The organism is Micromonospora sp. DH14, assembly GCF_029809455.1.
Taxonomy (GTDB): domain Bacteria; phylum Actinomycetota; class Actinomycetes; order Mycobacteriales; family Micromonosporaceae; genus Micromonospora; species Micromonospora parva.
The window spans coordinates 139,143-158,805 of record NZ_JARVKT010000004.1; the positions used below are offsets into that span (position 1 = coordinate 139,143).

A 19,663-nucleotide genomic window follows, 5' to 3' on the forward strand; every position below is an offset into this window, starting at 1 on the left:
TGAGACGGGCGGGCTCGGCGTCATGCCGGGCCCGCCCGCACCACCCGGCGCGCTGCCCGTGCCGGCGCAGGAGGGACGGCTGTCAACGAGGCGCGATCAGCGGGGCGAAGTCGACGCGGGTGAGGGGCTGTTCGGACAGTGAACCGTCCGCGCGGGGCACCCGGAGCGGCCGGCCATCACGGGAGAACGTGACGGTGGTGACGTCGTCACGGCTGGTGAGGGTGCAGACGATCTGCCCGAACGCGAGGACCTCGTCGCTGCGGCCGGCGTCCTCACCGGGCTTGTCGACCACGACGCGGGCCTCGGTGCCGGTGACCGTGACCCCGGCGGCGTTGACCGCTCCCGCCAGCGCGGTGGTCAGGTCGGTGTCACGCTCGGCCGCCGTGGGTCCGGCCAGCAGATGACGCAGTTGTTCCTCGACGGTGGGTGACCGGTCGACCCGCCGGACGAACGGGATGATCCGGTTGTCCCGCACGAAGCAGAGCGTCTCGGCGGCCGGGCCGACCGGCGCGCTCGTGTCGGCGGACGCGGAACTCTGGAATGGCCCCTGCGGTGCCTGCACCACCCGGGGGGCGTCATCGGTCGGGATGCTGCAGCCGGTCAGCAGCGCGGCAACCGCCAGGACGACGAGAGAACGATGTCTCACGGCAGGCTCTCCGGAAGGGTGACGCGGAAGCGGGCGCCGCCGCCGGGCCGGTCGCCGACGGTGACGTGTCCGCCATGTGCCGCGGCGTGCTGCGCGACAAGCGCGAGCCCGAGCCCGGTGCCGTCGCCGGTGCCGCGGGTGTGCGCCGCTCGCCCCCGTACGAACCGGTCGAAGATCGCCTCGCGGTCCTCGACGGGCACGCCCGGTCCGTCATCCTCGACCTCGATGACTCCGGCGGCGCCGTCGCGCCCCAGCCGGACGCCGGCGGGACCACCCCCGTAGGTCACCGCGTTGTCGAGCAGGTTCGCCAGGACCTGCGCGACGCGGCGCCGCTCCACCAGCCACGTCGCCGGCACGTCGGCGGCGAGGTGGACGAGCGTCGTGGGCAGGTCGAGGGCGCGGCAGGCGTCGCGGGCCAGCGCCACGACGTCCACGGACGCCCGGTGTGCGGGCTGGTCGCTGCGGGCCAGGTCGATCAAGTCGTTGACGAGCCGCTGGAAACGGTCGATCTCGTCGGCGACCAGTCCGGCCGCGAGGGCGGTCCGTTCGTCCTGGTGTTCCCGACGGCGGGCCAGGACGCTGGCCGCCGCGGCGAGGGTCTGCAACGGCGAGCGCAGCTCGTGGCTGACGTCGGCGGCGAACCGGCGGTCCCGTTCGATGCGGTGGGCGAGGCGGTCGACCATCTGGTTGAACGAGGAGGACAGGCGGGTCAGGTCGGGGTCGGTGGCCGTGTCGAGGCGGGCGGTGAAGTCGCCGGCCGCGATCTTCTCGGCCGCGTCGGCGACAGCGGTCAGCGGGCGCAGCCCGTGCCGGGTGGCGTACCAGCCGAGTGCCGCCCCGGACCCGGCGACCATGATCGCGACGGTGGTCAGCGCGAGGGCCAGGACCTGGAACGTCTGCTCCAGCTCCCGCAGCGAGTTGACCTCGAAGTACGCCGCGGACGCGGACAGCGGCACCCCGACCACCAGGGCGGACTGCCCGTCGACGCGTACCCGCTGCACGGCCGGTTCCCCGGCGGCGACGACCCGACGCAGCTCGGCGGGGATGGCGGCGGTGGTGCCCGGATCGGCGGCGCGCGCGTACCACTCGCCGTTGAGGTGCAGCACCGGCCGACGGCTACCCCCGGTGTCCAACGACCGGAGCACCTCCACCACGTCCGGGGTGTCCGTGTCGATCCCGGCACGAACGACCGTGGCGTCGAAGTAGGCGGCGCGCAGGGCGGTGCGTTCCCGCTCGTCGAGCAGGGACCGGCGGGTCAGATCGTAGGAGATCAGGGCCATCGACGCCGAGAGCAGGAGCGCGCCGACGGCGAACGCGGCGGTCACCCGGGTACGCAGTCCGAGGCGTCTCATCGCTGCAGCTTGTAGCCCAGACCCCGCAGGGTGACCAGGTGCCGCGGGTTCGCCGGGTCCGGCTCGATCTTCTGCCGCAGCCGGCCCACGTGGACGTCGACGAGCCGTTCGTCTCCGCTGTCGTAACCCCAGACCCGTTCCAGCAGTTGCTGGCGGGACAGCACCCGGCCGGCGTGCTCGGCCAGCTCGCACAGCAGCCGGAACTCGGTGCGGGTGACCGGTACGGGTTGGCCCGCGCGGCGGATCTCTCCCCCGTCGGGGCTGATCTCCAGCTCGCCGACCACGAGCACCGGCACGGGATCGGGCGTGTGCCCCGCGACACCGGTACGGGCACGGCGCCGCAGGGCGCGCAGCCGGGCGGTGAGTTCCTTGATCGCCACCGGCTTGACGACGTAGTCGTCGGCGCCGGCTTCGAGGGCCGCGACGATGTCGTGGGTGTCGTCGCGGGCGCTGACCACCACGATCGGCACGTCATCGTCACGGCGCAGCTGCCGGATGCACTCGAACCCGTCGAGACCGGGCAGCATCAGGTCGACGAGCACGTAGTCGGCCGGGTCGCGGCGCTGCACGCGCAGACCCTCTTCGGCGGTGGCCGCGCCGAGAGCGTCATAGCCTTCGTCCTCGAGTGCGAGCAGCAACGCCAAACGGATGCGGTCGTCGTCCTCGATCACCAGTACGGCCGTCATACCGGGCATCATCCCCAGACGACCGGCTCGGCTGCCAACCGCGACGGCAGGTTGGCAGATTTGTCACGGAACTGTCACAGATCCGCGTGGTGACCGCCAAGCGGGCACGGCAGGGTCCTAGGCGACCGCGTCCGCGAAGAAAGGGGGTGTGCCCGTGACCGGACCGCTGGCAACCACGCCGTGCACGCTGCCGCTGGTCGAGGTGTGCGTCACCGAGTTCGACCTGGCCTGCCTGCCGGCGACCGGAGCAGTGTTCGACCGACTGGTGGCCCTGCGTCCCGCACAGGTGGTGGTCGACCTGTCGGGCTGCCGGCACATCGACGCCGCCGCCATCGGCCTCCTGCTCGATGTGCACCGGCGGCTCGCCCGGGCCGACGGGGTCCTCACCGTCCGCAACCCGAACCCGCGCATCCGGCGCATCCTGCACACCGCCCGGCTCGACCAGATCCTGCCGATAGTCGACACCGCCCCCTCGTCGCCGCCCGGCACGCCGACGGCGGAGCAGGAACCCACCGCCGCACCGCCGGCATTGGTCGCTCATGGCCGCGCCTCGGTGCGAGCCACGACCTGACGGAGCGTCAGACCTTTCCACCTCGGGCTGAACAGCTATCCGGGTCGCCGACCATCAAGCTCGGGAGCGGCCCAGCTCCGGCTCTGCACGAACGCCGTGTCCCACCGCACGCGAAGACGCGGCCCCAGGAAGGACCAGCAGAATGACAGTTGTCCCGGACGACCACCTGATGACCCTGATCTGCGACACCTGCGGCGACTCCGTCAAGGCCACCGCGTGCGTGCTCCCCGACGCGGAGGTCGTCTGGACCCTGGTATCCGAACAGGGGTGGAGCGGTTCCCCGTTCGCCACCGGCCCGCACCGCTGCCCGCACTGCAGCCTGCTGCCGCCCGCCGGTGGCGGCAACGCGTCGTGCGGGGACCACGGTCCTGGCGGGATCCTCGGCATCGACCACGTGGACGACGTGACAGTTGTCGCCGCCGCCGGTGACGTCGATCTCGACACCGGTGACACGCTGCGCAACGCCCTGCGGCACGCCGCTGAGATGGGCGGGCACGTCGTGGTCGACCTGAGCCGGGTACACCTCATCGACTCCACCGGCCTGGGCCTCCTGGTCCGCGCCCACCGCGACGCGCGGGAGCGTGGGGCCACGCTCTGCCTGGCCGCGCCGTCACGCTTTGTCCGCACCGTCCTGCACACGATGCGCCTGGACGGAGCATTCCCCATCTTCGACAGCCGCGACGACGCCCTCGCCCAGTTGTCCGAGGGTTCGGCGTCGCAGCGCACGACCTCCGCCGCGACGGCCGCCCGTTCCTGACCGACCTCGATCGGCCGGTACTCCCCGTGGCGTACGTCGAGACCGGCCGCCACCCGCCCCCGCACCCGTTCTCCAAGGACACCTGAGGAAGCCCATGAGCATCGCCGGTCTCGTCACCGCGCTCCTCGTCGGCGTCGCAAGTGGCCTGTTCGGCAGGCTCGTCATTCCGGGACGCCGGGAAGCCCCGATCTGGCTGACCGTGTCCGTCGGGGTGGTCGCCGCGCTGGCGGGCACCATCCTCGCCCGTCTCGCGGGCGTCGACACCGGCACCCTCAACCTCCTGACCCTGGTCATCCAGGTCGGCCTCGCCGGCACCGGCGTCGTGCTCGTCGTCGCCACCGCCAAGCCCCAACCGTCCGACGCCCCGTGAACCGGGCGCGACGCAGCGGCGGCACCGGTGCCCGACGTGGATTTCCCACCGGCCGCGATTGCGCCCCCGCTTCGCCACGACCAAGGAGCTGACCGTGTACCTGCCCTGGCCATTACCTGACGAGAACTGGTTCGGCGACACCTCGAACCGGCCCGAACCGGATCACGAGGACCGACGCATCGAGGCGCTCGTCGCGCAGCGCCTGAGCATCGACTGGACCACCCGGCGCCAGCAGATCGTCGTCTCCGTGCAGAACCGGGTCGTCATCCTCGCCGGCGTGGTGAGTGACCCGAACACCCGGCAGGTCGCGGCGGAACTCGCCTACGACGTGCCCGGCGTCTTCGACATCTGCAACACGCTGCGGCTCAGTGGCCCACGGCGCAGCCACTACCAGGGGTGACCCCACCGCACGTTGCGTAACAGCGGTTCGGCCGCTCTCGTGCCCTGGCGACGGTGACACCCTGATGGTCGTCGTCTGGTCAACGGGGTCCTGCTCGCACGCCTTCCTGATCTGGCGCTCCCGGGCAATCACGGCCAGCCGAGCAGTCGGGCGCCGAGGACGGCTGTTTGCAACGTGAACCGTTGGGTTGGCTCCCCGGGGTGGTAGCCGGTCAGGTCCCGGATGCGGTCGAGGCGATAGGTGATCGCACGAACGGACAGGTGCATCTGACGGGCGGTTGCGGTGTGGTTGCCCTGGTTGTCGAAGAGCACCGACAGGGTCTCCAGGTACGGCTCGGCACCGCCGCGCGCCGTCGTCAGTGGCCCGAGGACCGTGGTCACCAGGTCGGTGATGGCGTCGCGGTCACGCAGGAGCACGGGGAACACCAGCAGATCGGCGGCATTGAGTACGGGCGTGGTGAAGCCGAGCTTGGCGGCGTGGTCGAGGGTGTGGCGGGCCTCGTCGAGGGACGTGGCCAGGCCATGCACCCCTGGTTGGGTGCGGCCGACGGCAATCTGCCAGTTGTCCGCACCGAGTTCGGTGAGGAGCAGGTGGGCGAGTTCGGCCGCGATGCCGCGTAGGCCGCCGGCGCTGATGCAGACCACGTCGCCGTCGCGGAGGGTGGTGAGGGTGTTGCCTTCGCCGAACCTGGAGGCCAGTGCGGCATCGATGCGGTGCGTGATGCCGGTGGTCAGGCCGGCCGCACGGGCGATGAGGACGGTGTGGGTGGCCGAGAGGCGGATGCCATACCGGTGTGCGCGCTCGGCCAGGTCACCGGGATCGGCCCTACCGGTGAGCAGGTCGTTGACGAACACGGCCCGTTCGTTGTCGTGGCGGTCAAGCTCGGCACGGTTCTGCCGGGCGTACCCGTCCAGGGCGGCGGTGAGCAGGACGCGCGCGGTGTCCAGGAGTGTCTCGGCGCGGGAATGCACGGCCGCCGCGGTGTCGGTCGACGCGACCGGGCTGGCGCTCCAGTGGGCGGTGGTGGCATCCAGCAGACCGGTAACGAGCTCGCGCAGCTTGAGCCCTTGACCCGCTGCGTGGGCGCCCAGGCTGACCGCCGCCTGACGCCGGGCGCCGGCCGGGACGGACAGCAGATCCTTACAGTCGGCCGCCAGCGAGGTGTCGTCGCTCATGGGCTGTTCCTTGTCCACATGGCGGTGGCCGCCGACGGCGGCCACCAACTTCAGGTTTACACACCGATGTCGCGGCGGTCGAAGACGATAACTCCGGCGATTGTGGCGGTGGCACCAAGGAGCACGAGGGCGAGAAGCTCGGCCGGGTGCCAACCGGTATGCAGCGGGTCGGTGCCGATGAAGTAGTGGAACGGTGACAGCCAGCGAATCCAGTGCCACCCGTCCACCATGCCGCCGATGGCGTTGGCCATGTAGGTAGCCACGGCAAGGCCACCGGTGATCGCGAGAACGGCAGCCCGCTTCCCGGTGGCGGCGCCGACGAGGAAGGCGATGCCGGCGAAACACCACACCAGGGCGACCAGGCCGGCGGACGCGGCAGCGACGTTGGACAGGGGGATGTCCATGCCGATCCAGGGAACAATGATCATCAGCAGGATCCACGGGATGGCGGCGATTCCGGTGAGCGCGCTCCCGGTGGCGGCGAGCCGTTGCCAGGCGAAAGCGGCGCGCGAGACCGGATTGGTCAGCATCAGCTCCATGCCACCGTCCTCCTCCGGCCGAGCGATCGTGCGGGCCGCCAGCGTGATGGCGCACATCAGGACCAGCAGTGGGCCGACCAGGCTGAAGATGGTCGCCTGCAGATAGCCGGCGGGCGACAGCATGTCGGCGATGCCGAGGAAGTCCAGCATGCCCTGGGGCAGAGCATCCTGCTTCAACTCCGCGGCTCCCTGGAACTGGCTGTAGAACGAGGTGTAGATGGCGGTGAAGGCGGCGACGCCACCGGCCCAACCGACCAATGCCAGGCGGTCGTCCCGCCAGGTCTTACGCACCAGCGCGGGAAGCATCGCCGGCTCCTTCCCCGTGGTAGTAGAACGACAGGAACGTCTCTTCCAGGTCAGGCTCGGCCGACAACATGTCCACCACCTGATGACGCGCCGCCGCCTTGATCAGCGGGTCGATGCGGCCGTCGACAGTGCATTTCAGCACCGGCCCGGACACCACCACGTCGCTCACGCCGGGCAGGCCGCTGAACTCTGCCGGGTCCACCGGATCATCGAAGTGAATCTCGACGGCGCGGACCGCCCGCTTCCCCAGTGACTCGACCCGCTCGACCGCGGCCAGCCGGCCGGCGCGGACGATGGCGACCCGGTCGGCCGCCTGCTGCACCTCGGCCAGGACGTGAGAGGACATGAAGACGGTCTGCCCCGCCACTCTGGCGTCGCGGACCATGGCCAGGAACTCCTGCTGCATGAGGGGATCCAGCCCACTGGTCGGCTCGTCCAGGACCAGCACCGCCGGCCGGTGCATGAACGCCTGCACCAACCCGACCTTCTGCTTGTTGCCCTTACTCATCGTGCGTACCGGGCGGGAGAGGTCCAGGTCGAGCCGCTCCGCGAGCTCGGTCACCTGCGACCAGGCCACGCCGCCGCGTGCCGCGGCGAAGAAGCGCAGCAGGTCCTCCGCCTTGTCCCGCCCGGGAAACACCAGCTCACCGGGCAGATAGCCGATCTGACGGTGCAGTGCGGCCTTGTCCCGACGCGGGTCGAGCCCGAGCACGGTCGCGTGTCCACGAGTGGGGCGCAGGAAGTCCAACAGCAGCCGGATGGTGGTGGTCTTTCCTGCACCGTTCGGGCCGAGGAAACCCACCACCTCCCCGGTACGAATCTCCAGGCTGAGCCCCTCGATACCGCGACGCTGGCCGTAGAACTTGGTCAGGTCCTCGGTGAGCAGAGCGATGTCGCTTGTCATGCCCACATCGTCGCCGGCCTTCCCGCCCGGCATCCAGGTCAGCACCCGGCCGACATCTCGCAGAGGCCGTTGCCGAACACCGGAAGCAGTAGCCCGAACCGCTGCCCGGCGGGTCCCCGAGCCGCGAGCGCCGGGAGTACTCTCCCATCAGGTGCGCCGGGAAGTCTGGTCGGCAGGTCATGTCGTGCTGCGACTCCTGGAGGCTCCGATGGGCGTTTCTGCCCTGCGCACCGAAAATCTGTCCAAGCGGTACGGACGCCTACTCGCCCTCGACGACCTCACCCTCGACGTCGCGGCGGGCGAGGTGTTCGGATTCCTCGGCCCCAACGGCGCCGGAAAGTCGACAACGATCCGGCTGCTGCTCGGCCTCGCCCGACCCACCTCCGGCCGAGCGCGGATCTTCGACACCGACGCCGCCGACGTCGCCGCCGCCCATCGCCGGCTCGCCTACGTACCGGCGGATGTGGCGCTGTGGCAGCGGATGACCGGCGCCGAGGTGCTGGACCTGCTCGCCCGCATCGGCCCCGGTACGGACACCGCCTACCGCGACGAACTCATCCAACGGTTCGCGCTCGACGTGTCCAAACCGGCCGGCACCTACTCGACGGGCAACCGGCAGAAGGTCGCCCTGATCGCGGCGTTCGCCACCCGGGCGCCTCTGCTGGTGCTGGACGAGCCCACCAGCGGCCTGGATCCGCTCATGGAACTACAGTTCCGGCAGGCCGTCGGGGTTGCCCGCGACAACGGGCAGACGGTCTTCCTCAGCTCCCACCAGCTCGCCGAGGTCGAGGCCGTCTGCGACCGCGTCGGCATCCTGCGCGCCGGCCAACTGGTGGAGGTGGCCTCCGTCGCCCAGCTACGCCGACTGCACCACACCGAGGTGGCCGCGACGTTCACCGGCGCGCCACCGGACCTCACCGGCGTCCTCGGCGTCGACGGCCTGCGCGAGGACGGCCCGGCGGCAGTGCGATTCACCCTCAACGGCTCCCCTGCCGCGGCGCTGCGCGCCCTCGCCGACGCTGATGTGGCGACGATCGTCGTCCGCGAGCAGAGCCTGGAGGAGATCTTCCTCGCCTACTACGGGCAGAGCCCCCGATGACAGCGACCGCGACGCCGGCAACCCGCCCGCAGCCGGCGCTGCGAGGGCTCGCGGTACGACAGGTACGCCGGGGTGCGGTGGTCGTGACCGCCGTCTGCGCGGGCATGTCCGCGCTGGTGGTGGTCGGCTACCGCGCGGACGCGCTGGATCCGGCCGCCGTGTCGGCGCTGGCCCGCAACCCCGCGATCCGTACCCTCTTCGGCGATCCGGTCGCGCTCGACCGGGCCGGCGGGTTCACGGTGTGGCGTACGGGCACCGTACTGGCGGTGCTGCTCGGTGTGTGGGCGATGCTGGCTGCCACCCGGATCACCCGTGGGGAGGAGGACGCCGGCCGGTGGAGCCTGTTGCTGTCCGGCCGGGTCATCCTTGCCGAGGCTGTCCGCCATCACCTCGGTGTCCTGGCTGTCGTGCCGGTCGTCGTCGGAGCGGCGACAGCGGCGGCGATGATCGCCGCGGGAGCGGAGAGCACCGGTTCGGTGCTGCACGGCACCGGCCTCGCTGCCGTCGGCCTCTTCTTCGTCGCGGTCGGAGGAGTCGGCGCACAGCTGTTCTCCAGCCGGTCGGCGGCCAACGGTGCCACTGCCGCTGTGCTGATGGTCGGGCTACTCATGCGGATGGTCGGCGACGGTGTCCCCGCGCTGGCCTGGCTTCGGTGGCTGTCCCCGTTCGGGCTGGTGGCGCTGACCCGCCCGTTCGACACCGGTCGGGGGCTGCCGGTGGTGGTGCTGACATGCGCCGCGCTGCTGCTACTGGCCCTCGCGGGTTGGCTCGCGGCGCGGCGTGATGTCGGCGCGGGGATTCTGGCGACGGCCGACAGCCGGCCGGCGCGTACCGCGTTGCTCGGTTCGGTGCCGGCGTTCGCGGTACGGCGCACCATGCGACCGCTGGCCGCGTGGTCTGCCGGAATCGGCGCGTACTTCCTGCTCCTGGGTCTGATCGCCCGGTCCATGGCCGAGTTCCTGACCGGCAATCCCCAGTTCGCGGCCATGGCGGCCCAGGCCGGCTTCCCCGCACTGGGCACTGTGGAGGGTTACGCGGCCACCATGTTCGCGCTGCTGGCCGTCCCGGTCGGTGTGTTCGTCTCGGTGCGGCTCGCCGCCACCGCCGCGGACGAGAATGCCCGGCGTCTCACACTGGTGCTGGCCGCCCCGGTGACCCGACTGCGCCTGTTGGCCGCCGAGGCGACCGTCGCCGGGTGTGCCGCGCTGGTCCTGATCACGCTGTCGGGCCTCGCCATGTGGGCCGGCACGGCCACTGTCCATGCCGGGCTCGGGGCCGCCGACGCGCTCGCCGGCGCCTGGAACGTCGCGCCGATCGTGGTGCTCTGTCTGGGAGCGGGCGTCCTGGCCCTCGGCTGGAGGCCGCGTACCGTGGCGGCGGTCGGCGCTCTTCCGGCCGCTGGTGGGTTCGTGTGGCAGGTCATCGCCGACAGCGTCGACGCCCCCGCCTGGGTCCGTGCGCTGTCCCCGTTCGCGCACCTGGCCGCGGTGCCGGCCACCGCACCGGCCTGGCCGGCAGGTGCGGTGATGGCCGGCATCGCCGCAGCAGGAGTGGTCGCCGGCACGATCGGCTACCGCCGCCGCGACCTGTGCGCCTGACCTGCAGGGCAGTTCCAGAAAGTGACCTGGATTGATGGAAAGAATCAAACAACGACCCCGGGTGTCCCCTCTCACAACGATCTTCCCCAGCTATTCACCGTGGCGTCGGTATTCTTGATTAGGCCCAGTCTGCACCTTATGCCCGTTAGCTGAGGGGGGATCATGCCCGATCACATCGACCTCACTCGCCTGCGAGACGTGCTCGACGGACCGTGGGCCGACGTCCGCAACGCCCACCGGAACCACCTCGACGCGCGCTTCCTCCCGGTGTACGGCGAGACCGGTGACCAGGCACGGGAGCGGATCACCCGACTGCTCACCGAACTCCCCACCGAGCTGGGCATGGCCTCGGCCTTTCCCCCCGAGTACGGCGGCAGGTCCGACGTCGGTGGGTCGATCGTGGCCAGCGAGATGCTGGCGCAGGTCGACCTGTCGCTGATGGTCAAGGCAGGCGTGCAGTGGGGCCTGTTCGGCGGCGCCGTCGCCGCCCTCGGCACCAGACGACACCACGACGCCTACCTGCGGGACATCATCTCGGGCCGGATCTTCGGCTGCTTCGCGATGACCGAGACCGGCCACGGCTCCGACGTCCAGCAACTGCGCACCACCTGCACGTACGACCCGCAGACGCAGACCTTCGACCTGCACACGCCGCACGAGGCGGCCCGCAAGGACTACATCGGCAACGCCGCACGGGACGGGCGGATGGCGGTGGTCTTCGCCCAACTGATCACCGACGGACGACGGCACGGCGTGCACGCGTGGCTGGTTCCGATCCGCGACGCCCAGGGCGATCCGCTGCCCGGCGTGAGCATCGGCGACGCCGGCGCCAAGGGCGGGCTACTCGGCGTGGACAACGGGCGGCTCAGCTTCGACCACGTGACAGTGCCCCGCGACATGCTCCTGGACCGGTACGGTCAGGTCGCCGAGGACGGCTCGTACTCGAGCCCGATCGAGAACGACTCCCGACGCTTCTTCACCATGCTCGGCACCCTGGTTCGCGGCCGGGTGAGCGTGGGCGGCGCCGCGTCCGCGGCCACCAAGTCGGCACTGACCATCGCGGTGCGCTACGGCGACATCCGCCGCCAGTTCGGCACGCCCGGCGCGGACCGGGAGGTGCTGATCAACGACTACCTGGCCCACCAGCGCAAGCTGCTGCCCGCCCTGGCCACCACGTACGCGCTGCACTTCGCCCAGACCGAGCTGCTCACCTCGCTCAGCGAGGTGCAGGGCGGCGACGGCCCGGTCGACGAGCAGCGACAGCGGCAGCTGGAGTCCCGGGCCGCCGGTCTCAAGGCGGCGCAGACCTGGCACGCCACCCGCACCATCCAGATGTGCCGCGAGGCGTGCGGCGGCGCCGGTTACCTGGCCGAGAACCGCCTGCCCGGTCTGAAGGCGGACACCGACGTCTTCACCACGTTCGAGGGCGACAACACGGTGTTACTGCAACTGGTGGCCAAGGGGCTGCTCACCGGCCACCGGGACGCGTTCGGCTCGTTGGACGGCTGGGGGCGCGCTTCCTTCGTCGCCGACCAGGTCCGCGAGATGGTGCTCGAGCGCACCGCCGCGCGTTCGCTCATCGAGCGGCTGATCAGCGCGGTGCCCGGCCGCGACGACGAGGTCGCGGTCACCGATCGCGGCTGGCAACTCAAGGCCTTCGAGGACCGCGAGCGGCACCTCCTCGACGGCGCTGTCCGTCGGCTCCGCAACGGCGCGGCCACCAAGAAGGACCGTTCCTTCGACATCTTCAACGACGTCCAGGACCACGTCCTCGCGGTCGCCACCGCGCACATCGACCGGGTCACCCTGGAGGCGTTCGTCGCCGGCATCGAGGAGACCGCCGACCCCGCGGTCCGGGCGTTGCTCTCCCGGGTCGGTGACCTGTACGCGCTCAGCGTGATCGAGGCCAACAAGGGTTGGTTCCTGGAGCACGGCCGGCTGACACCGGCCCGCTCCAAGGCGATCACGGCCGTGGTGAACGGCCTGCTCAAGGAGCTGCGCCCGCACATGCGCACCCTCGTGGACGGTTTCGCCATCCCGGACGCCTGGCTGAACTGCGCCATTCTGAAAGAGGAGCCCGGCCGGCAGGACTCGATGGCCGTCCACGACGCCGCCGACGATCGGCAGGTGGTACCGGCGTAGGGGAAGGTTCGGGAGCCCGCCATCGGGTCGGCCGAAGGGTGCCCGCCGGCTCTGGAGTCGGCGGGCACCGTCGTGGTGGTGGGGATCAGCCGCAGCAGCCGCCGGCCTGAGCGGGGGCGGCGTCGAGGGTGACCAGGCTCAGCGACGTGGACAGCAACCCGCCGGAGATGCCGGTGGCGAGTCCGCGTGCCGCCGGCTCGGCTGCGGACGCCGGCCCGCAGCAGCTGTCGCCGGTGGCGGAGTCGGCGGGGTTGCTGCTGCACACGCCGGTTTCGGGCAGGTCGAGCTGGACGGCGTGGGCGGCGTCCCAGTCGCCGGCGAGGGCGGCGACGACGGAGCGGACCTGCTCGTACCCGGTGGCCATGAGGAACGTGGGGGCCCGGCCGTAGGACTTCATGCCGACGGCGTAGTAGCCGGTCTCCGGGTGGGCGAGCTCGTTCACGCCGTGCGGGGGAACGGTGCCGCAGGAGTGCTCGTTCGGGTCGATCAGCGGCGCGAGGGCGCGGGTGGCACCCATGATCGGGTCGAGGTCCAGGCGCAGCTCGGCGGCGATCGAGTGGTCGGGGCGGAAGCCGGTGGCGGCGACGATCCGGTCGACGGTGACGGACTCCTCTTCGCCGTCGGCGTGGCGCACCAGCACAGTGACCCGGCCATCTGTCGGGGTGAGGGCGTGCACGGAGAAGCCGGTGAGCAACCGGATCCGACCGGCGTCGACGTGCGCGCGCAGCCGGGAGCCCAGGGCGCCACGCGCCGGGAGGGCGTCGGCGTCCCCGCCGCCGTAGGTACGCGCCGGTGAGGCGGTCCGGATCGCCCAGGTCACCGCGGTGCCGGGCGTGGACTCGGCCAGTTCGGCCAGGGACAGCAGGGTGTTCGCGGCGGAGTGGCCGGCCCCCACGACGAGGGTGTGCCGGCCGGCGAAGCGGTCCCGGGCCGCGCCGAGAACATCGGGCAGCGCGTGCTCCAGGAACGGGGCGACGGTGGTCTCGCCGTGAGCGGGCAGGCCGGACGCGCCCAGGACGTTCGGGGTGCCCCAGGTGCCGGACGCGTCGATGACGGCGCGGGCGAGGAGCTCCTCGCCGTCGCTGAGGCGGATCAGGAACGGGGTGGAGTCACGACCGACGGTGCGCAGCCGGTCCAGGCCCCGGCGGCTGATCGCCTCGACCCGGGCGCCGTAGCGCAGGTGCGGCTTGAGCTGCGGCAGCTCGGCGAGGGGCTGGAGGTAGTCGCGGGCCAGCTCCGCTCCGGTGGGCAGCGCCTCCAGATCGGGGGCGACCCAACCGGCCGCGTCGAGGAGGCGGCGGGCGGCCGGGTCGATGTTGTAGCGCCACGGCGAGAAGACGCGCACGTGCCCCCACTGGCGTACGGCGGCGCCCGGGGTGTCGCCGGCTTCGAGGACGGTGAAGGCGATGCCCCGCTCGTGCAGGTGCGCCGCAGCGGCCAGGCCTACCGGGCCGGCGCCGACGACCATGACGGGCAGCTCGTTCAGGGTGCTCATCAGAAGGACTCCTCTACTTTGACAGCTGTCGAATCAACAAGATGGACGGGGCCCACGGGTGAGGGCCTGCGGTTGGTCAGGTGACGACGGGGCTGCGCCGCTCGAGCAGGACGACGTCGCGCCAGCGGCCGTGGTGACGACCGATCCGCTCGCGTACGCCGATGACCCGGAAGCCGGCCCGCTCGTGCAGGGTGAGGCTGGCGGCGTTCTCGGGGAAGACTCCGGACTGGATGGTCCAGATACCGGCGGCCTCGGTGGAGATGATCAGCCGGTCCAGCAGCAGCCGGGCGATGCCGCGGCCCTGCGCGGCGGGATCGACGTAGACGGAGTGCTCGACCACCCCGGCATACACGTCGCGGGCCGAGGTGGGTGCGACGGCGATCCAACCGAGCACCCTGTCATCGGCGTCCACCGCGACAAAGCGGTGGTCGGACAGCTTCGCCGCGTCGAACGCCGACCAGGTCGGTGCGGTGATCTCGAAGCTGGCGTTTCCGGCGTCGAGCCCGGCCTGATAGATGGCCAGGACCCGCTCGGCGTCCTCGTCCCGCAGGGCGCGCACGGTGATGTCGGTCATCAGCAGGTTCCGTTCGGGCTGGGGGCGGGTCGACCCATGACCACGTCCGCGGCGGAGGGGAAGCAGTCGACGCAGGCGACGTTGATCCGGTAGTGACGGGCGGTGCCGACCGGCTCGACGAGGACGAACCGCACCTCGGTGAGGATCTTCAGGTGCTGCGAGACGGTGGACTGCGCCAGGCCGATCGCGGTGACGATCTCCCCCACGCTCGTCGCCTGAGCCTGCCGGGCGAGGTACTCGACGATCTGCACCCGGGTCGGGTCGGCCAGTGCCCGGAACCACGACGCGTACGTCTGCGCCGTCGTCCGGTCGAGTAACTCGGCCATCCCGCCCCCCTTCATCGTTAATCGGCGATAGACGATTAAGACTATAACCGTTAGCGATGATCATCGACCGAAGGTTGCGTGGGCGGCCCGTGCCGCGTCGAAGCGGCGCTGGGCGCGCTGCCCGACCGTGCTGACCTCGGCGCAGGAGTCGCAAAATCGGACACCGGTCGTGGATGCCCTCGGTCGGCGCGTAAGCCTGAACATGATCCCCTCCCTTTCCCACTGTCTTGACGTCCGTCGAAACAAACGGTTGCACGTTGATTAGAGAGATGTCAACCTAGAGGAATGTCGAAACAAGCTGCGCCGCTCACCCTCACCGACGTGACCAGCGAGGGGTTCTGCTGCCAACCCTTGGCGCAGCACCGTGTGCCGGCCGAGACCGCCGCGCTGCTCGCGCCGGCGTTCAAGGCCCTCGGCGACCCGGTCCGGCTGCAGCTGATGTCGATGATCGCCTCCGCCGACAACGGCGAGGCGTGCGTGTGCGACCTCACCCCCGCCTTCAACCTCACCGGTCCGACCATCTCGCATCACCTCAAGACCCTGCGCGAGGCCGGCCTCGTCGACGCCGAACGGCGCGGCACCTGGGTGTACTACCGGGCGCGACCGGCGGTCCTGCGCCAACTCGCGGCGCTGCTCACCGTCGAACCGGCAACCGCCGCCTCATAGGCGGCAGCCGGCGCAGCGACCGGCCGGACACGCCACCGGCCAAGGCGGCAACGACATGCGCCGCGTCGCGCCCGACGCCGCGCAGGGTGTTCGACGAGAACGATCGCTGGAACTCCAACCCGAGATAGACCAGCCCCTGGTGGGTCGTGGAGACACCTGACACGTGGCGGGGCATGCTGTCATCCAGGGCTCCGAGCGGGGCGAGGTAGTCCAGGTTCGGGCGGTAGCCGGTCGCGAAGAGCACCGTGTCGACCGCCTCGTGCGTACCGTCCGCCCAGATGACGCCGTCGGCGGTGAAGGCGGTGAACATCTCCCGGCGGGCGAGCACGCCGGAGGCGATCGCGTCGCGGTAGACGCCGGTGTCGAGCACGGCGGCGTGGCGGACGAGTCGGGTGAGCACCGACCGGGGCAGGAGGTCCGCGCGGGTGACGTGGAGCCAGTGGTGCAGGTCCCGGCCTCGGATGCGCTGCGGCATGAACTGGATCGGTGCCCGGGTGGCCAGGGTGACCCGCGCGTGTGGCGCCAGTTCGTAGGCGACCTGGACGGCGGAGTTCCCGGCGCCCACGACGAAGACCCGCTTACCGGCATACGGCTCGGGCCGCCGGTAGTGCGCGACGTGCCGCACCTCGCCGGCGTAGGTGTCGTGGCCGGGCAGCACCGGCAGGTACGGATTGCCGAAGGAACCGCTGGCGGCGACCACGCCCGTAGCGCCGATCTCGTCGCCACTGTCGGTGTGGACGAGGTAGCCACCGCCTGGGCGCGGGTGAACAGCGGTGACCCGGGTGCCGGTGCGGATCTCGACATCGATGCTGGCGGCATAGCGGCGCAGATAGGCGACGACGTCGTCGCAGGTCGGATAGCGGTCGGGGTCTCCCCCGCCGAAGGCCATGCCCGGCAGCGAGCTGTATCGGGCCGGCGAGAACAGGGTGAGGCTGTCGTAGTAGCCGGGCCAGGACCCGACCGGCTCGACGCCCGCCTCCAGGACGACGGGGCGCAGGCCAGCGGAGAGGGCGGCGTGGGCGGCGGCGAGACCGGACTGGCCGCCGCCGACGATGACGACTGGTTCTGAGGAGGTGGTCACTCCATCATCATATTGTCGTTTCGTTGAATGACAATATGATGATGATGCGAGAAGGTGGGGCCATGGATCAGCCGCAGCCCACAGCGGTCGCGCCCGCCGCCGCACCAACCGGGCTCGGGCCGGACACCCAGGAGTTCCTCAAGGCACTGGGCAGCCCGACGCGACAGCGGATCATGATGCTGTTCTCCCAGGGCGCCGAGCTGTCCGTCGGGGAAGTCGCCGAGCGCACGGGCATCAGCCAAGCGACGGCGTCGCAGCAGCTGACCCTGCTACGTCGGGGGCGGATCGTGACCTCGCGGCGCGAGGGGAAGACGGTGTACTACCGCGCCGACCGCGACGGCGCCGTCGCGGCGCTGACCGAGCTGCAGTCGTACCTGATGACCTGCTGCTGACCGCGACTCCCCGGCGGAGCCGGGACATCAGACCTGAATCCGGCCCATCGACCTCGACGCCGCTTGACAGCACACCAGTTGCTCAGCAATAGTTGAGTCAATGATTACTGAGCTTGCCTCTCTGCAGGCGCGCGCCCGGACCCATGCCGCGCTCGGCGACCCGGCGCGCCTGGCGATCGTCGACACGCTCACCCTGGGCGACGCCTCCCCTGGCGAAATCGCCGATGACCTTCGCATGCCGACGAACCTGGTCGCCCACCACGTCAAGGTCCTCACCGAAGCCGGCCTCGTCGTCCGCCGCCGATCCGAGGGAGACCGCCGTCGCACCTACCTGCAGCTGCGGCCCGAGGCCCTGGCCTCGTTGACGCCAGCGCTGATGGCCGGGGTGGGTCGGGTGGTCTTCGTCTGCACCCACAACTCCGCCCGCTCGCAAATGGCCGCCGCCCTCTGGTCGGACCGCGCCCAAACCTCTGCGACATCGGCCGGAACGCAGCCGGCAGAGCGGGTGCACCCGCGCGCCGTCGCCGTGGCCCACCGCCACGGTCTGCATCTGGATGCGACCGGCACCGCGCACGTCGCGGACATCGTGCGTGACGACGACCTGCTCATCGCCGTCTGCGACAACGCCCACGAGGAACTCACCGGCCCGGTCCGGCCCCGACTGCACTGGTCGGTACCCGACCCGGTCCGCGTCGACACCGATGCTGCGTTCGAGGCCGCGTTCGCCGACCTCGCCACCCGCATCGACCGCGTCGCCCCCATCCTGACCTCCACCCTGAGGTCGCCAGACCGTCATGACTGACACCAGCCTCCTGCGCGACGGCCGAACGCAGTCCGGCGCCCAACCACCGCGCATGAGCATGAGGCCGCCTGCCCCGGCACCGGTCAGCCGGCTCCGCAACCCCTATTGCACGGAAGGCTCCTGATGCCCGACAAGCCCAGCGTCCTGTTCGTCTGCGTGCACAACGCCGGCCGCTCCCAGATGGCCGCCGGTTGGTTGCGCCACCTCGCCGGCGACACCGTCGAGGTCCGCTCCGCCGGCTCCGTCCCCGCGGAAACTGTCAATCCCGCCGCCGTCGAGGCCATGCGTGAGGTCGGCATCGACATCACCGACCAGACGCCAAAGCTGCTCGAGTACACCACTGCGGAATCTTCGGACGTCATCGTGACCATGGGCTGCGGGGACACCTGCCCGGTCTTTCCCGGCAAGCGCTACGAGGACTGGAAACTCGAAGACCCCGCCGGCAAGGGCGTCGAGTCCGTCCGCCCCATCCGCGACGAGATCCGCACCCGGGTGGAGAAGCTCCTCGGCGAACTGCACACCGCCGCCTGACCCTGCCCCCCGCTCGCCGGCCGTCGCAGCCGGGCGGTTGCCCACTGCTCTGGTGGCATCGCCGCGCTCGCCGACCACGCGCCCACCGGCGTCGACGGCAGACGGCCCTGCGGCCCGGACGCACCCCCACCCAGAGACCAAGAGGAACCAGGCACATGACGACGCCGACCACCCCGTCGAGCACCGCACCCCGACTCTCGACGCTGGACCGGCTCCTGCCGGTATGGATCGGCGCCGCCATGGTCGCCGGCCTGCTCCTGGGCCGGTTGATCCCCGGCCTCGACGAGGCCCTCGACCACGTCAAGGTCGGCGGGATCTCCGTACCCATCGCCCTCGGTCTGCTCATCATGATGTACCCGGTCCTGGCGAAGGTCCGCTACGACCGCCTCGACACCGTGACCTCCGACCGACGCCTGCTGATCTCGTCCCTGGTGATCAACTGGCTCGTCGGCCCCGCCGTCATGTTCGCCCTGGCCTGGCTGCTCCTACCCGACCAGCCCGCGTACCGCACCGGCCTGATCATCGTCGGCCTGGCCCGCTGCATCGCGATGGTCATCATCTGGAACGACCTGGCCTGCGGCGACCGCGAGGCCGCCGCCGTCCTGGTCGCCCTCAACTCGGTCTTCCAGGTCCTCGCCTTCGGCCTGCTCGGCTGGTTCTACCTCACCGTGCTGCCCGGTTGGCTCGGCTTGGAGCAGGCCGGGCTCTCCGTCTCCGGCTGGGACATCGCCGGCAGCGTCCTGGTGTTCCTCGGCATCCCCCTGGCAGCCGGCTACCTCACCCGCAGACTCGGCGAACACGCCAAGGGCCGCGACTGGTACGAGGCAAGGTTCCTGCCGCGGATCGGGCCGGTCGCCCTGTACGGGCTGCTGTTCACCATCGTGCTGCTCTTCGCCCTGCAGGGCGACGCGATCACCGCCCAGCCCTGGGACGTGGCCCGCATCGCGGTGCCGCTGCTCGCGTACTTCGCGATCATGTGGTTCGGCTCGTTCGCCATCGGTCGGGCGATCGGCCTGAGCTACGAACGCACCACCACGCTCGCCTTCACCGCCGCCGGCAACAACTTCGAACTCGCCATCGCCGTGGCGATCGGCGTGTTCGGCGTCACCAGCGGTCAGGCCCTCGCCGGGGTCGTCGGGCCGTTGATCGAGGTGCCGGTGCTGGTCGCCCTCGTCTACGTCAGCCTGGCCGCCCGTCGCCGGTTCGGTCACCCCGACATCAACCAGCTGAAGCCGGCAGCTTCGGGGTGAC

At 71.0% G+C, this 19,663-nt stretch carries 22 protein-coding genes; 12 read left to right on the forward strand and 10 right to left on the reverse strand.

Annotated features, from left to right (window positions below; translation table 11 throughout):
- Positions 1-82 precede the first annotated feature (82 nt).
- From QCZ28_RS08080 to QCZ28_RS08090, 3 genes are read right to left on the reverse strand one after another with little or no spacing between them, the layout of a single operon-like run.
- Positions 83-646, reverse strand: a complete 564-nt coding sequence (locus QCZ28_RS08080; RefSeq protein WP_279515978.1) for a GerMN domain-containing protein — start codon at positions 644-646, stop codon at positions 83-85.
- Entirely contained in the window at positions 643-1,998 is a 1,356-nt protein-coding gene (locus tag QCZ28_RS08085) for a HAMP domain-containing sensor histidine kinase (RefSeq protein ID WP_279515979.1), read from the reverse strand. Before QCZ28_RS08085 ends, QCZ28_RS08080 begins: the two co-directional genes overlap by 4 nt.
- Complete coding sequence (locus QCZ28_RS08090) at positions 1,995-2,684, reverse strand: response regulator transcription factor (RefSeq protein WP_030330826.1); 690 nt, start codon at positions 2,682-2,684, stop codon at positions 1,995-1,997. Before QCZ28_RS08090 ends, QCZ28_RS08085 begins: the two co-directional genes overlap by 4 nt.
- 154 nt (positions 2,685-2,838) lie before the next feature.
- Between QCZ28_RS08090 and QCZ28_RS08095 the strand changes: the two genes are divergently transcribed.
- From QCZ28_RS08095 to QCZ28_RS08110, 4 genes are all read left to right on the forward strand, one after another.
- Positions 2,839-3,255 (forward strand): STAS domain-containing protein, encoded by a 417-nt coding sequence (locus QCZ28_RS08095; protein WP_279515980.1) that lies wholly within the window; start codon positions 2,839-2,841, stop codon positions 3,253-3,255.
- A gap of 142 nt (positions 3,256-3,397) precedes the next feature.
- The gene (locus QCZ28_RS08100) at positions 3,398-4,012 is read left to right on the forward strand and encodes an STAS domain-containing protein (protein ID WP_279515981.1); all 615 of its coding nucleotides are present in this window, start codon (positions 3,398-3,400) and stop codon (positions 4,010-4,012) included.
- A 94-nt stretch (positions 4,013-4,106) separates the two neighbouring features.
- Positions 4,107-4,382, forward strand: coding sequence for a GlsB/YeaQ/YmgE family stress response membrane protein (locus QCZ28_RS08105; protein ID WP_279515982.1), 276 nt, complete (start codon positions 4,107-4,109; stop codon positions 4,380-4,382).
- A gap of 94 nt (positions 4,383-4,476) precedes the next feature.
- Positions 4,477-4,782, forward strand: a complete 306-nt coding sequence (locus QCZ28_RS08110) for a BON domain-containing protein (RefSeq protein WP_279515983.1) — start codon at positions 4,477-4,479, stop codon at positions 4,780-4,782.
- A gap of 128 nt (positions 4,783-4,910) precedes the next feature.
- Here QCZ28_RS08110 and QCZ28_RS08115 read toward each other — a convergent pair whose 3' ends face one another.
- The 3 genes from QCZ28_RS08115 to QCZ28_RS08125 are packed head-to-tail and all read right to left on the reverse strand — an operon-like array spanning position 4,911 to position 7,706.
- Positions 4,911-5,957: a helix-turn-helix domain-containing protein gene (locus QCZ28_RS08115; RefSeq protein ID WP_279515984.1), complete on the reverse strand. Its 1,047-nt coding sequence runs from the start codon at positions 5,955-5,957 to the stop codon at positions 4,911-4,913.
- 56 nt (positions 5,958-6,013) lie between these two features.
- Positions 6,014-6,802, reverse strand: coding sequence for an ABC transporter permease subunit (locus tag QCZ28_RS08120; RefSeq protein WP_279515985.1), 789 nt, complete (start codon positions 6,800-6,802; stop codon positions 6,014-6,016).
- Complete coding sequence (locus QCZ28_RS08125) at positions 6,780-7,706, reverse strand: ABC transporter ATP-binding protein (RefSeq protein ID WP_279515986.1); 927 nt, start codon at positions 7,704-7,706, stop codon at positions 6,780-6,782. The genes QCZ28_RS08120 and QCZ28_RS08125 overlap by 23 nt, the downstream gene beginning before the upstream one ends.
- Positions 7,707-7,914: 208 nt before the next feature.
- Between QCZ28_RS08125 and QCZ28_RS08130 the strand changes: the two genes are divergently transcribed.
- From QCZ28_RS08130 to QCZ28_RS08140, 3 genes are all read left to right on the forward strand, one after another.
- The gene (locus tag QCZ28_RS08130; protein WP_279515987.1) at positions 7,915-8,805 is read left to right on the forward strand and encodes an ABC transporter ATP-binding protein; all 891 of its coding nucleotides are present in this window, start codon (positions 7,915-7,917) and stop codon (positions 8,803-8,805) included.
- Positions 8,802-10,403: a hypothetical protein gene (locus tag QCZ28_RS08135; protein WP_279515988.1), complete on the forward strand. Its 1,602-nt coding sequence runs from the start codon at positions 8,802-8,804 to the stop codon at positions 10,401-10,403. The genes QCZ28_RS08130 and QCZ28_RS08135 overlap by 4 nt, the downstream gene beginning before the upstream one ends.
- A 162-nt stretch (positions 10,404-10,565) precedes the next feature.
- A complete protein-coding gene (locus QCZ28_RS08140) occupies positions 10,566-12,545 on the forward strand; it encodes an acyl-CoA dehydrogenase (protein WP_279515989.1) in 1,980 nt (659 codons plus the stop codon).
- Positions 12,546-12,630: 85 nt separating this feature from the next.
- Here QCZ28_RS08140 and QCZ28_RS08145 read toward each other — a convergent pair whose 3' ends face one another.
- From QCZ28_RS08145 to QCZ28_RS08155, 3 genes are all read right to left on the reverse strand, one after another.
- The gene (locus tag QCZ28_RS08145; protein ID WP_279515990.1) at positions 12,631-14,040 is read right to left on the reverse strand and encodes an FAD-dependent oxidoreductase; all 1,410 of its coding nucleotides are present in this window, start codon (positions 14,038-14,040) and stop codon (positions 12,631-12,633) included.
- 76 nt (positions 14,041-14,116) lie between these two features.
- Positions 14,117-14,614, reverse strand: a complete 498-nt coding sequence (locus tag QCZ28_RS08150; protein ID WP_279515991.1) for a GNAT family N-acetyltransferase — start codon at positions 14,612-14,614, stop codon at positions 14,117-14,119.
- A complete protein-coding gene (locus QCZ28_RS08155; protein WP_279515992.1) occupies positions 14,614-14,940 on the reverse strand; it encodes a metalloregulator ArsR/SmtB family transcription factor in 327 nt (108 codons plus the stop codon). Before QCZ28_RS08155 ends, QCZ28_RS08150 begins: the two co-directional genes overlap by 1 nt.
- Before the next feature lie 285 nt (positions 14,941-15,225).
- Between QCZ28_RS08155 and QCZ28_RS08160 the strand changes: the two genes are divergently transcribed.
- Positions 15,226-15,606, forward strand: coding sequence for a metalloregulator ArsR/SmtB family transcription factor (locus QCZ28_RS08160; RefSeq protein ID WP_279515993.1), 381 nt, complete (start codon positions 15,226-15,228; stop codon positions 15,604-15,606).
- Here QCZ28_RS08160 and QCZ28_RS08165 read toward each other — a convergent pair.
- Entirely contained in the window at positions 15,575-16,687 is a 1,113-nt protein-coding gene (locus tag QCZ28_RS08165; RefSeq protein ID WP_279515994.1) for an NAD(P)/FAD-dependent oxidoreductase, read from the reverse strand. The two genes, QCZ28_RS08160 and QCZ28_RS08165, sit on opposite strands and share 32 nt — an antisense overlap.
- 62 nt (positions 16,688-16,749) lie before the next feature.
- On the opposite strand from QCZ28_RS08165, the gene QCZ28_RS08170 reads away from it, so the two are divergent.
- The 4 genes from QCZ28_RS08170 (at position 16,750) to arsB (ending at position 19,662) form a co-directional block, all read left to right on the forward strand.
- Positions 16,750-17,079 (forward strand): metalloregulator ArsR/SmtB family transcription factor, encoded by a 330-nt coding sequence (locus QCZ28_RS08170; protein ID WP_279515995.1) that lies wholly within the window; start codon positions 16,750-16,752, stop codon positions 17,077-17,079.
- Positions 17,080-17,179: 100 nt separating this feature from the next.
- Positions 17,180-17,881 (forward strand): helix-turn-helix domain-containing protein, encoded by a 702-nt coding sequence (locus QCZ28_RS08175; RefSeq protein ID WP_279515996.1) that lies wholly within the window; start codon positions 17,180-17,182, stop codon positions 17,879-17,881.
- Between the two features lie 123 nt (positions 17,882-18,004).
- Positions 18,005-18,412 carry an arsenate reductase ArsC gene (locus QCZ28_RS08180; RefSeq protein WP_279515997.1) on the forward strand — a complete coding sequence of 136 codons (408 nt, stop codon included), beginning with the start codon at positions 18,005-18,007 and terminating at the stop codon, positions 18,410-18,412.
- 155 nt (positions 18,413-18,567) lie between these two features.
- Complete coding sequence (gene arsB / locus QCZ28_RS08185; RefSeq protein ID WP_279515998.1) at positions 18,568-19,662, forward strand: ACR3 family arsenite efflux transporter; 1,095 nt, start codon at positions 18,568-18,570, stop codon at positions 19,660-19,662.
- Position 19,663: the final 1 nt, after the last annotated feature.

What these genes read in the sequence shown, in the direction of transcription:
- QCZ28_RS08085 (WP_279515979.1), bottom strand. Translation starts at nt 1,998, where the DNA reads ATGAGACGCCTCGGACTGCGTACCCGGGTGACCGCCGCGTTCGCCGTC.
- QCZ28_RS08090 (WP_030330826.1), bottom strand. Translation starts at nt 2,684, where the DNA reads ATGACGGCCGTACTGGTGATCGAGGACGACGACCGCATCCGTTTGGCG.
- QCZ28_RS08100 (WP_279515981.1), top strand. Translation starts at nt 3,398, where the DNA reads ATGACAGTTGTCCCGGACGACCACCTGATGACCCTGATCTGCGACACC.
- QCZ28_RS08105 (WP_279515982.1), top strand. Translation starts at nt 4,107, where the DNA reads ATGAGCATCGCCGGTCTCGTCACCGCGCTCCTCGTCGGCGTCGCAAGT.
- QCZ28_RS08115 (WP_279515984.1), bottom strand. Translation starts at nt 5,957, where the DNA reads ATGAGCGACGACACCTCGCTGGCGGCCGACTGTAAGGATCTGCTGTCC.
- QCZ28_RS08120 (WP_279515985.1), bottom strand. Translation starts at nt 6,802, where the DNA reads ATGCTTCCCGCGCTGGTGCGTAAGACCTGGCGGGACGACCGCCTGGCA.
- QCZ28_RS08125 (WP_279515986.1), bottom strand. Translation starts at nt 7,706, where the DNA reads ATGACAAGCGACATCGCTCTGCTCACCGAGGACCTGACCAAGTTCTAC.
- QCZ28_RS08130 (WP_279515987.1), top strand. Translation starts at nt 7,915, where the DNA reads ATGGGCGTTTCTGCCCTGCGCACCGAAAATCTGTCCAAGCGGTACGGA.
- QCZ28_RS08135 (WP_279515988.1), top strand. Translation starts at nt 8,802, where the DNA reads ATGACAGCGACCGCGACGCCGGCAACCCGCCCGCAGCCGGCGCTGCGA.
- QCZ28_RS08140 (WP_279515989.1), top strand. Translation starts at nt 10,566, where the DNA reads ATGCCCGATCACATCGACCTCACTCGCCTGCGAGACGTGCTCGACGGA.
- QCZ28_RS08145 (WP_279515990.1), bottom strand. Translation starts at nt 14,040, where the DNA reads ATGAGCACCCTGAACGAGCTGCCCGTCATGGTCGTCGGCGCCGGCCCG.
- QCZ28_RS08150 (WP_279515991.1), bottom strand. Translation starts at nt 14,614, where the DNA reads ATGACCGACATCACCGTGCGCGCCCTGCGGGACGAGGACGCCGAGCGG.
- QCZ28_RS08155 (WP_279515992.1), bottom strand. Translation starts at nt 14,940, where the DNA reads ATGGCCGAGTTACTCGACCGGACGACGGCGCAGACGTACGCGTCGTGG.
- QCZ28_RS08160 (WP_279515993.1), top strand. Translation starts at nt 15,226, where the DNA reads ATGTCGAAACAAGCTGCGCCGCTCACCCTCACCGACGTGACCAGCGAG.
- QCZ28_RS08170 (WP_279515995.1), top strand. Translation starts at nt 16,750, where the DNA reads ATGGATCAGCCGCAGCCCACAGCGGTCGCGCCCGCCGCCGCACCAACC.
- QCZ28_RS08175 (WP_279515996.1), top strand. Translation starts at nt 17,180, where the DNA reads ATGATTACTGAGCTTGCCTCTCTGCAGGCGCGCGCCCGGACCCATGCC.
- QCZ28_RS08180 (WP_279515997.1), top strand. Translation starts at nt 18,005, where the DNA reads ATGCCCGACAAGCCCAGCGTCCTGTTCGTCTGCGTGCACAACGCCGGC.
- arsB (WP_279515998.1), top strand. Translation starts at nt 18,568, where the DNA reads ATGACGACGCCGACCACCCCGTCGAGCACCGCACCCCGACTCTCGACG.